Source organism: Pediococcus acidilactici DSM 20284 (genome assembly GCF_000146325.1).
Taxonomy (GTDB): Bacteria; Bacillota; Bacilli; order Lactobacillales; family Lactobacillaceae; genus Pediococcus; species Pediococcus acidilactici.
This window is the reverse complement of sequence record NZ_GL397067.1, coordinates 1,336,990-1,351,769: the sequence shown is the minus strand read 5'-3', so window position 1 is coordinate 1,351,769 and position 14,780 is coordinate 1,336,990. Positions and strand designations below refer to the sequence as shown.

The 14,780-nt window shown below is 45.8% G+C and carries 11 protein-coding genes and 1 pseudogene; 1 reads left to right on the top strand and 11 read right to left on the bottom strand.

The annotated features are described in order from the left end of the window. Positions 1-78: 78 nt before the first annotated feature. Positions 79-1,569: pseudogene (gene abc-f, locus HMPREF0623_RS06585) on the bottom strand (ribosomal protection-like ABC-F family protein). A 353-nt stretch (positions 1,570-1,922) separates the two neighbouring features. Further along, the gene (locus HMPREF0623_RS06580; protein WP_004166416.1) at positions 1,923-2,654 is read right to left on the bottom strand and encodes a sulfite exporter TauE/SafE family protein; all 732 of its coding nucleotides are present in this window, start codon (positions 2,652-2,654) and stop codon (positions 1,923-1,925) included. Positions 2,655-2,911: 257 nt separating this feature from the next. On the opposite strand from HMPREF0623_RS06580, the gene HMPREF0623_RS06575 reads away from it, so the two are divergent. Further along, positions 2,912-3,280, top strand: coding sequence for a DUF1304 domain-containing protein (locus HMPREF0623_RS06575; RefSeq protein WP_004166413.1), 369 nt, complete (start codon positions 2,912-2,914; stop codon positions 3,278-3,280). 273 nt (positions 3,281-3,553) lie between these two features. Here HMPREF0623_RS06575 and HMPREF0623_RS06570 read toward each other — a convergent pair whose 3' ends face one another. The 9 genes from HMPREF0623_RS06570 to gyrB form a co-directional block, all read right to left on the bottom strand. Continuing rightward, positions 3,554-4,750, bottom strand: a complete 1,197-nt coding sequence (locus tag HMPREF0623_RS06570) for an MDR family MFS transporter (RefSeq protein ID WP_002829311.1) — start codon at positions 4,748-4,750, stop codon at positions 3,554-3,556. A 92-nt stretch (positions 4,751-4,842) separates the two neighbouring features. Beyond that, the gene (dnaB, locus tag HMPREF0623_RS06565; RefSeq protein ID WP_002829312.1) at positions 4,843-6,240 is read right to left on the bottom strand and encodes a replicative DNA helicase; all 1,398 of its coding nucleotides are present in this window, start codon (positions 6,238-6,240) and stop codon (positions 4,843-4,845) included. 49 nt (positions 6,241-6,289) lie between these two features. Further along, positions 6,290-6,742: a 50S ribosomal protein L9 gene (rplI, locus tag HMPREF0623_RS06560; RefSeq protein WP_002830768.1), complete on the bottom strand. Its 453-nt coding sequence runs from the start codon at positions 6,740-6,742 to the stop codon at positions 6,290-6,292. 5 nt (positions 6,743-6,747) lie between these two features. Then, positions 6,748-8,745: a DHH family phosphoesterase gene (locus tag HMPREF0623_RS06555; protein WP_002830767.1), complete on the bottom strand. Its 1,998-nt coding sequence runs from the start codon at positions 8,743-8,745 to the stop codon at positions 6,748-6,750. A 212-nt stretch (positions 8,746-8,957) separates the two neighbouring features. After that, positions 8,958-9,194, bottom strand: a complete 237-nt coding sequence (gene rpsR / locus HMPREF0623_RS06550) for a 30S ribosomal protein S18 (protein ID WP_002829315.1) — start codon at positions 9,192-9,194, stop codon at positions 8,958-8,960. Positions 9,195-9,223: 29 nt separating this feature from the next. Further along, a complete protein-coding gene (ssb, locus tag HMPREF0623_RS06545) occupies positions 9,224-9,745 on the bottom strand; it encodes a single-stranded DNA-binding protein (RefSeq protein ID WP_002829316.1) in 522 nt (173 codons plus the stop codon). A gap of 36 nt (positions 9,746-9,781) precedes the next feature. Beyond that, entirely contained in the window at positions 9,782-10,069 is a 288-nt protein-coding gene (rpsF, locus tag HMPREF0623_RS06540; RefSeq protein ID WP_002829317.1) for a 30S ribosomal protein S6, read from the bottom strand. Positions 10,070-10,254: 185 nt separating this feature from the next. Next, entirely contained in the window at positions 10,255-12,774 is a 2,520-nt protein-coding gene (gene gyrA, locus HMPREF0623_RS06535) for a DNA gyrase subunit A (RefSeq protein ID WP_126130526.1), read from the bottom strand. Positions 12,775-12,832: 58 nt separating this feature from the next. After that, positions 12,833-14,779, bottom strand: a complete 1,947-nt coding sequence (gyrB, locus tag HMPREF0623_RS06530; RefSeq protein ID WP_002830765.1) for a DNA topoisomerase (ATP-hydrolyzing) subunit B — start codon at positions 14,777-14,779, stop codon at positions 12,833-12,835. Between the last annotated feature and the right edge of the window lies 1 nt (position 14,780).

Sequence of the window (14,780 nt, the reverse complement as noted above, 5' to 3'; positions counted from 1 at the left end):
CAACCTTGCCACCTCCTTAATCAAAAATGACACCGTGTCAATATGGTTAGAATACCACATTCTGACACGGTGTCAATTTTAAAACCTCGTTTTAACTTCCAAAAGTTTAGTATTTACCTGCCGAATAAATTCCTGATCGTGATCAATAAGCAGCATGGGCGGCCGCACTCGTAGAATTAACTGTTGGATTTGTTCCCGGGTAATTACGTCTAAGTAGTTCAAGGGTTCGTCCCAGATATAGAGGTGGGCGGGTTCACAAAGCGCGCGGGCCAAAGCCACTTTCCGTTTTTGCCCCATGCTCATCTGTTCAATTCGTTGGGTGAACATTTCCCGTTCAAACCCTAATTTTCGCAAGGTGGCTAACAAGTCCTACAGCTCTACGCCCTTTGCTTGCGCGAAGCTTGCTAAATCCCCGCTTAGTGCATCAAATGCCTGGGGAAGGTAGGAAACCTTCAGCCCATTTCGTAAATTAACGGATCCGGTCGTTCGAAGCTCCGAACTTCCTAAAATTGCCGCAATTAAGGTCGATTTTCCCACCCCGTTGGGTCCCTGAAGCACGATCCGTTCGCCAGCCTTGAGAGTAAAACTGATGGGTTGGTTTAACGGTACCTTTCCGCGACTTACCACCAGTTGGTCAACCGTTAAAAGGCTCGCATTTACCGGAAGTCGGGGAGGATTGTAGTTCAATTGAAGTTCAGCTTCGATCTCGATATTTTTCAATAATCGTTGTTTATCCGCTACTTTTGCTTCCGCGCGGGCTTGCATCGCGGTTGCCCGCTTCATAATTTTGGCAGCTTTATGCCCGACAAAACCCTTATCGGGCGCGCCCGCCTTTTCCCGTTCGGTCGCCATTGACCAATTTTGTTTCTGGTGGGCGGCCTTGGATAATTGCTTAACTTCCTTCTGCAAGGTTTCTTTGGTTCGTCGCTCCCGCTCGTCTTCGCGTTGGCGTTCGGTTGCCCAAGTCGTGTAATTGCCATGCAAGCTCGTAATTTGAGCCCGGTCAATTGCGATGACGTGGTCGATTACCTGATTTAAAAAATCGCGGTCGTGGCTAACCACGATAAAACCCTGTTTTCGCTTTAAATAATCCGCCAACCGTTGCCGGCCTTCATCGTCCAAGTGGTTGGTCGGCTCATCAATTAGTTGGAAAGCCCCCGCATTCGCGAACATCGCCGCTAATTGCGCTTTGGTACGTTGTCCGGGGCTCAGTTCGTCATACGGTCGCGCAAGAAGCTCGTTGGGCAAGCCGATCCGCTCCATTTCCCGTTCGACTTCCCAAAAATTAGAGTAATCCCGTTGCGTGATTTCCATCAACACCTTTTCCAAAGGCGCTTGAGGATTGGGGACCTTTGCTGGAAAATAATTGAACTGCAAATCGGTATTTACCTGCCCTTGATAAGGCACCTGTCCCCGTAGAATTTTTAATAAGGTCGTTTTTCCCCGGCCGTTTCGGCCAATTAAGCCCAATTTCCATCGGGCGTCAATTTCTAAATTGACCTTCTCAAACAGCGGGGATACTTGTTGATCATAACTATAACTTAAGTTTTTAATTTGAATAATTCCCAATTAGCTCGCCTCCCATTTTTTTCGGGAGCCGACGGTTTAAGACACAAAAAAAGCACTAGGTGTGCAGTCCCTAGCGCAGTACAAAAGTGCAAAATACCAATATAACTTATTTTGGATAGGCACCCTGACTGGATCAAAAACCGCAGACTACTCCGAAAAACAAAGAAATCGTCATTTCTTAATCTTCGAAAATTAGTCTGTAATCTTCAATCCCATCAACATCCCTTCCATTGAATATACGCTTATGGTAACAAGCCCGTTAAATTTTTTCAAGCAATTAGCCCATTTTGTAACATACTGTAAAAAATAAAACATATTAACCAATTATTTAGAAATATTTGTAACGGTAAAAATTATTTCAACATGAGTAATAGCCCGAAAATAATTAAAGCCCCGTAAACAAACTTAATTGCTCGGGCCGGTGCCATTCGATCAACAATCCAGTTGCCTAAGGGAACCGTTAAAACTAGCCCAGGGATTACCATTAGGAGCACTTTTACCGCTTCAAGCGACCAAAATCCAGCCGCAACGTGACTAATCACCACTAAAACACCCACGCAAAGGAAATGTGCTTGGAGAATTGCTCGGAGATGGGCAGCCGGCCATTGCTTCAACATTCCATAGACCGCCACCGGCACCCCGTGACTGTTATAGGCGCTCCCTAGCGCTCCCGAAACCATTCCTGCCAAATAATCGTAGCCTTTTGCTACCAAACGCGGTTTCCCTATGCGCCCCGAATGACTTCGCCACAAACTGTAGCCGCCATAAACAATCAAAAATAGTCCTAAGCCATGTAGCACCACGCTTGCCGGTAACGTTTTTACAAGGAGAATTCCCAGGGGCACCCCGATTAAAGAGCCGGTCACTAACCGGCGAACGGCCCGGAAATCAATCCGGTGCCACTCCCGAATCGTTGCCGGTAGCGCCACCAATAATCCTACCGCGCCAATCAACGCCGTACTCGTTTTCAAATCGTATCCCAGTAACGCCAATAAGGGCATTGATACTAGGGCTTCCCCAAAGCCAAACACCGTCCGAACTAACGCCCCTAACCACGCAATCAGCAAAACTCCCAGAATGATCAAAATAGCTTCCTCGTTTTCCTTCTTATTAAGTTACCATTTTATATGGTAATCACGTTTTGCACCAGCGCCAAATGCCCGAAAACGCAATTAAGCGGGTAATTTTGTACTTCATTTTTTAAAATGAACTTCAATTCTAGCTTAATAATTAGGATTTAACTTCAATTTTAGCTTCAATAACTTAAATTTAACTTCATTTGCGATAAATATTTGGCGTTTGCGGCCATTCGTTATAAGATAGTTCCAAGGAGTTGAATATTTTGCATACATTTACCATTGTACTAATTATTTTAATCGGATTAGAACACGTTGGCATCATGGGACTGGAACTTTTAGGCAGCGACCGGCTAATTGCGAATAGTTTTAACTTACCGCTTGCCGAAGTCGAACGGCCTCATTTACGAACGGCGCTTGCCAATCAGGGACTTTACAACGGCTTTGTCGCCTTGTCCTTATTCTTAATCATCTTCATTCCCGGAGGGACCCTGCTTCGCGGAATGGCAATTGGCTTGCTAGCCGGCATTTTCATCATTGCTGCTTATGGCGCCCTCACGGTAGCTAAACGGATTCTGTGGATCCAGGGAGCACCCGCGCTAATTACAATGGTGCTGGCAATGTTCTTTTTATAATATGATTTAAGTAAGGCGCCCGTTGCAGGGCGTTTTTTATTGAGTCCATCTCACCCACTTTCCCGTGGGGGTTAACGCAGTTCTAATAGTCATATACCTAATCTGGTCAATTTATTTATTACTTCCGTAGCCTTATAACAAAAAATGGTAGCTTTCAGCATTAATTATCTGAAAACTACCATTTTTATTATGCAGCTAATTATTGCGAACACTTCCGCCCTGCATCGTGGAAGTGAGTACTACCAACTGGTTTCTGCCAGCCCAAATTTCGGCTTATTCCTGATTATTATCGTACAAGGTCGCCTTTCGCTTCGTACTTTCAATAATCAACGCGATTACTACCAGCACTACTAAAATGGTAAATAACCCGAGACTATACAAGAAAACGAAGGAAGTCGACTCAATAATCATACTACCGACTAACGGTCCCATTGCCCGACCAGCTGACGGAAAGGCACTCGCCAAACCTTGGTATTTACCCTTTTGGTCGTATGGCGAAAGGCTATTAACAATCGCTGGGATCGATGGGAAGGCGATTGCTTCACCCACGGTCAAAACGATCATCGCAATTACAAAGTGGTAGTACTGGTGTGCCACGGCCAAAATTCCAAAAGAGGCCATAAAGAACGCGATTCCGAGATAAACCTGGTGATACGGGTCCTTTAACAAACGGCCGCCTCGTGAACTTAAGAGGCCTTGCACAATCAAAATAAATAATCCGTTAACCGTCCAAAGGAAACTGTATAAACGAAGCGGAATGTGCAGTTTCAACATGTAAATTGAAACGGTACTGTTCCATTGTTGGTAAAAGATCCACATAATTACCAAACTAACGAAAAACGACATAATAATCGTAAAGTTAACCTTAGGCATTTTGGATTGAATGTCTTGAGTTTGTTGCACTGATTGTACTGATTGGTCTTCCTTTGGGATTCGATAAGTGAAGAAGGCCACCACGAAGAATACGGTAAACATGACCGTCGCAATCGTGAAAAGCGGCGCAACGCTGTGTTTGAAGAGAATTCCCACGATCGCCGTTCCAAGCATTACTCCCAAATTTTGTACGAAGTATAGCATGTTAAAGACGTAGCGTCCGTCCTTGCTCTTGATTGAGGTTCCCATGGAATTATTCAAAGCAACGATCCAACCGGTCCCAAACCCGATTAACACGAGGAAAATTGGGTATGTGGGCCAACCATTGAAGAAAATTAGCGTGAAAAATGAAATCCAGGTGAACACGATCCCACCCAGAATTAAATAATAGCTATCGTATTTGTCGTACAGTTTCCCGGCAACAAATGATCCTAAAATACTCGCTACTGAATTCAAAAACAAAACTACTCCGGCTGCCACCAAGGAATGGCCAAGCTCTTGATTCATATAAATTGTCGTTAGGGGCCACACCGAGCTCATCGCAATACTATCAATCAAAACCCCTAACAATAACCACTTTAACTTTAATTCGCGCATAATTCCCTCCCAATTTTTTTATAAAGTAAAAGACTGACTCAGGCGAAATGGTCTGAAACCAGTCTTTGAAAAGAAGTCTCCTCCTAATCGCCCTAGTGCGCTCCGGCTTCGGGCATGTATGCTAATGAAGAAAATTTATTGTATGACTTAATAAACAGCAGGTTGACCGTCCCTCGGGCACCACTCCGGTTTTTTTCAATAATGACTTCCACCGGACCCACGTTTTGGTCTTCTTCGTCGCGGGGGTCTTGGTCCTGATCCTGCTGATTAGTCCCGTCGTCTCGTTCGTAGTAGTCCTCCCGATATAGGAAGGCAACAATATCGGCATCTTGTTCAATCGATCCCGATTCACGAATATCCGACATGACGGGCCGTTTATCTTGGCGTTGTTCAACTCCCCGAGAAAGCTGGGAAAGCGCAATAACTGGAATTCCCAACTCCTTAGCAAGTTTCTTTAGCTGACGGGAAATTGCAGAAACTTCTTGTTGCCGGTTTTCACCGGAACCTTCGATTAGCTGGAGGTAATCAACCACTACTAACCCTAAGTTTCCTTGTTCCTTAGCCAAGCGCCGACATTTCGCCCGAATTTCCGACATCTTAATGCCGGGAGTATCGTCAATATAAATGTTGGTCTTTGCTAACGAACCCATTGCCACCACTAAATTCTGCCACTCTTCTTCATTTAACTGACCGGTTCTCAAATGATTTGCATCAATACTTCCTTCGGCACACAACATCCGGTTGACCAGTTGTTCTGCACCCATTTCCAGACTAAAAATTGCGACAGCTTTATCCGTTTTGGTTCCCACGTTTTGCGCGATATTTAACGCAAAGGCCGTTTTACCAACCGCCGGACGCGCAGCTAAAATAATTAATTCGTCCGCGTGCAAGCCCGTCGTAATTTTATCCAATTCCTTAAATCCTGTCGGCAATCCTGTAATTTCATCATCATTTTGGTACAGGCGGTCAATTTCCTCCATTGAGGAAGTCAACACGTCCGTAATGGGCTTAAACCCAGTCTGGTTGCGGTTTTCAGCCACGTCCATGATTTCGCGCTCGGCTTCGTCAAGAATTTCCGAAACGTCATTTTCCTGGGTGTAGCCCATGGTGGCAATCGAGGTCGCCGTTTTAATCAATTTTCGCAACAGTGCCTTTTCTTGCACAATTTTCGCGTAGTAGCCTACGTTGGCGGCCGTGGGCACGGAACCTGCTAGTTCGGCAATGTACGTAATGCCGCCCGCATCTTCAAGCTGGTGGTGCTCTTCTAAGGCATTATTGACCGTTAACGCATCAATTGCTTCGTCAGCATCGTTTAGCTCGACCATCGTCTTAAAAATGACTTGATGGGCGTGTTTGTAGAAGTCGTCCGCCGTGACGAATTCCATTGCGTCAATCAACGCATCTGAATTTAAAAAAACAGCTCCCAAAACCGCCTTTTCGGCCTCAATATTTTGAGGGGGCGTTTGATTTTCTAAAATCCCGTTATCCATGATACTCTCCCATGCTCAAAATCTAGAGTTGAAAGCTATTTTCGGCGACCTATTTTTCAGAAACGTGTACCCGAATTTTAGCCGTAACTTGTTGGTGAAGCTTAACGGGAACGTTAGTGTAACCCATGCTCCGAATTGGCTCGTTCAACTCAATTTTCCGTTTATCAATCTTAATATCAAACTGTTGTTCCAATGCCGTGGCAATTTGTTTGCTAGGAATCGAACCGAATAACCGGCCGTCCTTACCCGCCTTGGCCTTGATTTCCACAACCGTTGCGTCAGCTTCCAAAACTTGTTTTAACTTTTGGGCTTCTGCTAACACTTCGGCTTCATGCTTTTCTTCAGCCTTTTTTTGTCCCTTTAATTCGCTCATGGCCGCTTTAGTAGCCGCCTTCGCTTTACCATTTTTGATTAAGAAGTTTTGCGCGTATCCGTCGGGAACGTTTTTAACCTCTCCGCGTTTACCCTTACCCTTTACGTCTTCCATAAAAATAACTTTCATCAGAATCACTCCTCTTCTTCATCTTTTTGCAAAAGTGCAATTAGTTGATCCTTCGCGTCGGCTACCGTAACGTCCTTCATTTGGGTCGCTGCCATCGCTAAATGACCGCCACCGCCCAGTTCTTCCATGATAATTTGGACGTTTTCCGTACCGGCACTGCGCGCTGAAATTCCCACGACATCATCAGATCGTCGGGTAATGACAAATGAAGCCTCCACGCCCGAAATGTTTAGGAGGGAATCAGCCGCTTGGGCTGCAATAACTGGATCGTATTCCCGATCCTCTTCCCCAACACAAATCGCGTACTTCACGTCGACAAATTGGACCGTGTCGATCAGGTGGTTGCGTTGCATATAGCTTTCCACGTTTTCCTTCAGCAAGTACCGAATCAAGTCTTCATCGGCCCCTACCGAACGTAGGTAACTTGCCGCGTCAAACGTCCGGGTTCCGGTCCGTTCGGTAAACGACTTCGTATCCACTTCGATTCCGGCCAAAATTGCGGTAGCTTCGATAGGCTGGATTGGTTCGCCATCATGTGATTGATATTCGAACATCTCCGTAATCAGCTCACCCGTTGAAGATGCGTAAGGCTCGATGTACACCAGTACGGGGTTTTCCGGAAATTCGGTACCGCGGCGATGGTGGTCAATGATAATCGTCCGGTCGCTTAACTTCTCGAATAGCTCCTTTGAAGTAGTCATCGATGGTTTCGAATGGTCGACCATCACCAGTAAACTCTGACTATTAGCCAATTCCAAAGCTTGGTCGGCGTCAATAATTGAATCCCGAATGTCTTCGTGTTCGTCTAACTTATCGATCAACCGTTTCACATCGGAATGGACGCCTTCTTGATCAAGAACAATCCAAGCTTCCTTTTTGTTCATCTGGGCAATCCGCCGAATTCCCAGCGCCGAACCTAACGAATCAAGGTCAGTTCGAGTATGTCCCATAACAAAGACTTGGTCGGCTTGATTCATTAATTCTTGGATGGCTTGTCCAATCATCCGCGCCCGTACCCGGGTTCGTTTTTCCATCGGGTTCGTCTTTCCCCCGTAGAAACGCGCAGGTTCATCTTCAGCCTTGACCACTACTTGGTCACCGCCCCGCCCTAAAGCAAGGTCCAGATTGCTTTGTGACACGTCAGCCAGTTTATTAAGGTTGTCATCCCCGTAAGCAATCCCGATACTCAAGGTAACCGGTGAATTTTGCTTCGAAGTGGCTTCTCGGATCGTATCCAACAGTTTGAAACTATCTTCTTCAACCTTTTGTAAGGTTTCGTTATACATAATTACAAAAAAGTGGTCGTCATCCACGCGCCGCAGGTAAATTCCAAACGACTGCGCCCAACTAGAAATCTGGTTGGTGACGAAGTTATTCAAGTTGGAAACGTCCGAGTCCGTCATGGCTTGGGTGATTTCATCATAATTATCGATGAAAATTTGTCCAATTACCACCTGGCGATTTTCAAAACGATTTTCCATTTGTGCGTAGTTAGTAACGTCCACAAAGTACGCCACTCGCTCATCTTTTTGCACCAGTACGTCAAAAGTCCGGTCCTTCCATTCGACCCGGTTAAGCCCTTCTTGGTCTTGATGCCGGTCAATGACTTCCGCCAAGTCTTCGTCAACTTCGGTCAGCAAATGCCCAAGTACCTTTTGATCACCAAAGTAATGTTGCAACTTGGGATTGACCCACTCGACCCGTTTTTGATCACTATAGATTAAAATTCCGATCGGCATGGATAGCATTGCATCTTCTTCAGCTTGATCAACCCGAAAAGATAGCTCTGCAATGTATTTACTGGTTTCGTCACTAATTAAATTCAACGTCCGTACGCTGAAAACCCCCGTCACGATAACCAAGCCTAACATTATCACGCCAATAACCGGATTAATATAAAACGCTAATCCCAGTCCAATCAACGAAAGCACCGTAATTACCACAGCAACGATTCCTACTCGCGGATTACGGATAAACGCTGGTAGACGATCGACTAATTTCATAACACTTCTCCTAAAAAAATGTGTCTAACTATCTTTGATTTTACCATACTTGGCTTGACATAAAACAGCCGTTTAGATTGGAAAGTTCGTCGTCAAAAAATCCCCTATATTTAGCGGTTTGCGCTTAGCTCAGCCACAAGAAAAAGAGACCAGAAAAACTAATTCGTTTTTCTAGTCTCTATGTTCGCTTACTTTGATTACTTTACCGAAGCTTAGTCTTCAGCAACGAATGGTAGCAAGCCCATGATCCGTGCGCGCTTGATTGCGATTGTCAAACGGCGTTGGTTCTTAGCACTTGTTCCACTAACCCGACGAGGTAAAATCTTACCGCGTTCTGAGATGAATCGTTTTAACAATTCAGTATCTTTGTAATCGATGTATTCAATGTGGTTTGCAGCAATGTAGTCGACTTTACGACGACGACGGCCGCCACGTTTTTGATATGCCATTAGTGATTGCCCTCCTCTATAATTTGATTTTAGAACGGTAAATCATCGTCAGAAATATCAATTGACTGTCCGCCATTTGCAAACGGATCGTTCGGGTTCGAATTGTTAGGCTGCGATGCAGCACCATTGTTATTCGCTTGACCACTGTCAAAAGGATTTCCAGCAGATGATTGTGAAGGGGCAGATTGACCGTTGTTGAAGCCTTCATTTTCTTGACGGCGTTCGGAAGCCGAACGGGATTCAAGAAGTGAGAAGTTATCCGCAACAACTTCGGTAACGTATACTCGTTGTCCTTGTTGGTTTTCGTACGAACGGGTTTGGATCCGACCGTCGATACCTACTAGAGAGCCCTTGCGCGTGAAGTTGGCGAAGTTTTCCGCCGCTTTCCGCCACATTACACAGTTGATGAAATCCGCTTCGCGTTCACCCTGTGAGTTAGTAAACTGACGGTTAACCGCCACGGTAAAACTAACTACGGCAGCGCCACTACTTGTATATCGTAGTTCAGGATCTCTTGTTAAACGTCCAACTAGTACGGCACGATTAATCATAATATCCACTCCTTCCTTAATTTTTAACGATTATTATTAACGTACAACGATCATGTGACGAAGAATTCCGTCAGCAATCTTTGAAAGACGGTCGAATTCGTTCAACGCCTTGTCATCGCTAGCTTTGATGTTAACTACGTGGTAGATACCTTCGTTAAAACCACCAATTTCGTATGCGAAACGACGTTTTGACCAGTCTTTTGAATCAACGATTTCAGCACCATTGTCAGTCAAAATCTTGTCGAAACGTTCAACTAAAGCTGTCTTAGCTGCATCGTCAAGGTTTGGAGCAATGATGTATGTGATTTCGTAATTTTTTTCCATTTGATATACACCTCCTCTTGGACTTATGGCCTTCTATCAACTGTAGAAAGCAAGGAGAGTCTGCCAAAAAACGCTGGCAACTCACAAATAAAGATTATAACATTCAACGTAGTTAGACGCAATAACAAAAAGCCTGATCAACGATATACACTTATAAAGTACTTCGAAAATCAGGCTTTTATTTTTTATTCTTCAGATTGAGTTTCTGTGGAAGCCGATGGAGCTTCATGGGTAGCGGTGCTAGTGTCGGCAGAGTCTTCGGATTCGTCGTCCTTTTCCTCTTCAACAATCGCCATCGTAGCTACCTTAGAATTTTCATCCGTCTTAATCACGTGCACTCCAAGGGTGGATCGACCGGTTGTCGAAACATTATCCACGTTAAACCGGATCATCACTCCGCGGTCGGTAATTAACATAACGTCTTCGTTACCTTCTACGGTGACTAAGCCAGCCAACGGACCGTTCTTTTCGGTGATGTTGGCAGTCTTGATTCCCTTACCGCCACGGCCTTTAATTGGGTATTCTTCGGCAGGCGTTTGCTTACCATAACCCTTTTCAGTAATGACCATTACCTTGCTTTCGGGAGCAAGCACCGCAGAACCAACTACGTAATCATTCTCCCGTAACCGAATTCCGCGAACCCCAGTTGCCGAGCGACCCATTGAACGCACTTCGCCTTCCTTAAAGCTAATTGCGTAACCGTTGTGGGTACCGATAATGATATTTTGGTGTCCGTCAGTAATTACCACGTTAATTACTTCGTCGCCATCCTTGAGGTTAATGGCTTTAAGTCCGTTGCTGCGGATGTTCATAAATTCCGCAACCGGCGTCCGTTTTGCCACCCCTTGTAAAGTGGTGAAGAAGAGGTAACGATGTTCGTTATCTTCATCCCCGTTACCACGGCCGATGTTAATTACTGCTTGGATGCTTTCCCCACTGTCGATTCCCAACAAGTTAATTACCGGAATTCCCTTTGCGGTACGGCTATATTCAGGAATTTCGTAACCCTTCATCCGGTAAACTTTTCCGGCATTCGTAAAGAAGAGTAACACGTCGTGAGTCGAGGTAGAAACCAGGTGTTCGATGAAGTCGTCTTCGTGAACGCCCATTCCTTGAATTCCCCGACCACCCCGATTTTGGGTCTTAAATTCGGAAGTTGGCATCCGCTTGATGTAGCCGTTATGGGTCAAAGTAACCATGACGTCTTCTTCTTCGATCAAGTCTTCGTCTTCAAGGCTGAGGACTTCACCGACCATCAGTTCCGTACGCCGTTCATCCCCGAATTTTTCTTGAATTTCAAGCAATTCGTTATAAATGATTTCGTGGATCCGTTCGGTATGAGCCAAGATATCACGGTAGTCGGCAATGGCTGCCATAACTTTCCGATACTCGTCTTCAACCTTTTCCCGTTCCAATCCGGTCAAGCGCACCAACCGCATGTCCAGGATGGCTTGTGCTTGTTTACTGGAAAGCGAGTAGTTGTTCATCAACTGGTCTTTAGCCACTTCAGCCGTTTGGGATCCGCGGATAATGGCGATGATTTCGTCGATGTGATCCAGCGCAATCCGCAAACCTTCTAAAATGTGTGCCCGCGCTTCGGCCTTCTTCAAGTCGAATTCAGTCCGCCGACGAACCACTTCTTCTTGGTGTTGCAAGTAGTATTGCAAGATTTGCTTGAGGCTCAATACCTTTGGCGCACCGTTAACGATGGCTAACATGTTGAATCCGAAGGTCGTTTGCATCAAGGTCATCTTGTAAAGGTTGTTCAACACTACTGAAGCGCTGACGTCACGCCGGACGTCGATAACCACCCGCAAACCATCCCGGTCAGACTCGTCATTAACGTCCGTAATTCCTTCGATCCGCTTATCACGAGCTAACTCAGCGATTCGTTCAATCAACTTCGCCTTGTTGACCATGTATGGCAATTCCGTAGCTACAATCCGTTCGCGACCATTCTTTTCAGTTTCAATGTCCACTTTTGCGCGCAAAATGATCGTTCCGCGACCAGTTTCGTAAGCTTTGCGAATTCCGGATTTACCCATGACAATTCCGCCAGTTGGGAAATCAGGTCCCGGTAAAGCTTCCATAAGATCGGCCGTCGTAGCATCTTCGTTGTTCATCAAAATATGAATCGCAGCGATTACCTCAGAAAGGTTGTGCGGCGGAATGTTAGTGGTCATCCCCACCGCGATCCCGGTCGCTCCGTTAACCAAGAGGTTTGGGAAACGGGACGGTAAAACGGACGGTTCGCGTTCGGTACCATCGTAGTTTTCTTGGAAATCAACGGTATTCTTGTTGATATCCCGCAACATTTCCAAAGTAATCTTACTCATCCGAGCTTCGGTATACCGCATCGCTGCGGCACCGTCGCCGTCGACCGAACCAAAGTTACCGTGCCCATCAACCAACATGTAGCGGTAACTAAAGTCTTGTGCCATCCGAACCATGGATTCGTAAATCGCTGAATCACCGTGGGGATGGTACTTTCCCATTACGTCCCCAACGATTCTGGCCGATTTCTTATATGGTTTTTCGGGGGTAACCCCCAACTCGTTCATCCCGTATAAAATCCGGCGATGAACGGGTTTCAAACCATCACGCACGTCAGGTAAGGCCCGCGCAACGATAACACTCATGGCATAGTCCAAGAATGATGTGCGCATTTGGTTGCTTAAGTTAACGTCCGTAATGCGTCCTGACATATCTTCTGGCAATTCATTTTCCCCCTTAATTTTCTGGGCTGTTTTAAATTATTTAAGTTTAAATATCCAAGTTTTCAACGAAGACCGCGTTGTCTTCAATGAATTTGCGCCGGGGTTCGACTTTGTCACCCATCAGCATTTCAAAGTCCCCGTTGGCAGCGTCCAAATCATCAGCTGAAACCCGCAATAAGCGCCGGTTTTCCGGATTCATGGTCGTTTCCCAGAGCTGTTCAGCATCCATTTCACCAAGCCCCTTGTACCGTTGGATAACTGGTTTTGGCGATGGTGAAAGCTGACCGAGCACTGCTTCTAATTCTTCGTCGGAATCGATGTACTTGATCATCTTACCTTGCCGAACTTGGTACAGAGGCGGCTGAGCGATGTAAACGTAGCCTGCATCGATCATTGGCCGCATGTAGCGGTAGAACAACGTTAAGAGCAAGGTCCGAATGTGGGCTCCGTCGACATCGGCATCGGTCATGATGATTAACTTATGGTAGTTAGCCTTGGTTACGTCAAAATCTTCCCCAAAGCCAGTTCCCAAAGCAGTAAATAGCGACCGAATTTCTTCGTTAGCCAACACCCGGTCCAACGTTGCTTTTTCAACGTTCAAAATCTTCCCGCGAATCGGTAAAATTGCTTGCGTGAGGCGTGAACGACCGGCTTTCGCGCTACCACCGGCCGAGTCCCCTTCGACGATAAACAATTCACTAATTTCAGGATCCTTAGAGGTATTGTCGGCTAATTTACCAGGCAGGTTGTTTAATTCCAACCCGCTCTTCTTCCGCGTAACTTCCCGCGCACGCTTAGCAGCAATCCGTGCCTTAGCAGCTAGCGTACCCTTATCCACAATCTGCCGAGCAACTTTTGGATTTTCCAATAAGAACTTGCTGAAAGTTTCCGCAAACACTTCGTTAACCGCGGTCCGAGCATCGGAGTTCCCTAATTTGGTCTTGGTTTGCCCTTCAAATTGGGGATCCGGATGCTTAACGCTAACTACTGCCGTTAAACCTTCGCGCACATCATCCCCAGAAAGTTTGTCGTCGTTTTCTTTCAAAATTCCGTTATTTTTCGCGTAATCATTAATTACCCGCGTTAACGCCCGTTTAAACCCTTCTTCGTGGGTTCCTCCTTCGTAGGTGTGAATGTTGTTAGTGAAGGTCAACAACTTGCTTTGGTAACCTTCAATGTATTGCATCGCAACTTCAACCGTGATTCCCTTAGTGATGCCTTCCACGTAAATTGGTTCAGGGAAGATCACTTCTTTGCCTTTGTTCAAGTATTCTACATAATGCCGAATTCCGCCTTCGTACAAGAAGTCGTCTTCGGTAGGATTTTCTGGTCGCATATCCCGGAGGGTAATCCGCAAGCCCTTGTTCAAGAAGGCTAACTCGCGAATCCGGGTCCGGAGGATGTTGATATCAAAGACCGTAGTTTCTTGGAAAATGTCTGGATCCGGAACAAAGTGCACGATGGTTCCGTGATCGTCAGGATTCTTGGTAGGCCCGAGAACCTTCATTGGGGTTTTTACTTTTCCTTGTTCAAAGTCAATATAGTAAATCTTACCATCGCGCATAACACGTGCGTCTAATTCGGTCGACAAGGCATTAACAACTGAAGCCCCCACCCCGTGGAGTCCTCCGGAAACCTTGTAACCGCCGCCGCCAAATTTACCACCGGCATGTAAAACGGTATAAACAGTTTCCAGCGCGGGTTTTCCGGTCTTCTTTTGAATGTCTACTGGAATACCCCGTCCGTTATCACTAACGGTAATGCTGTTATCTTTTTCCACGACCACGTCGATCTTATTTGCAAATCCGGCTAAGGCTTCATCAATCCCGTTATCGATAATTTCCCAAACCAAGTGATGAAGACCTTGGGAACTGGTTGAACCAATGTACATCCCTGGTCGTTTACGAACTGCTTCCAGGCCCTCTAAGACCTGAATTTGACTCGCATCGTATTCTTTGGCTAATTCTGCTTTCGTCTCTTTTTCGTCTGCCAAA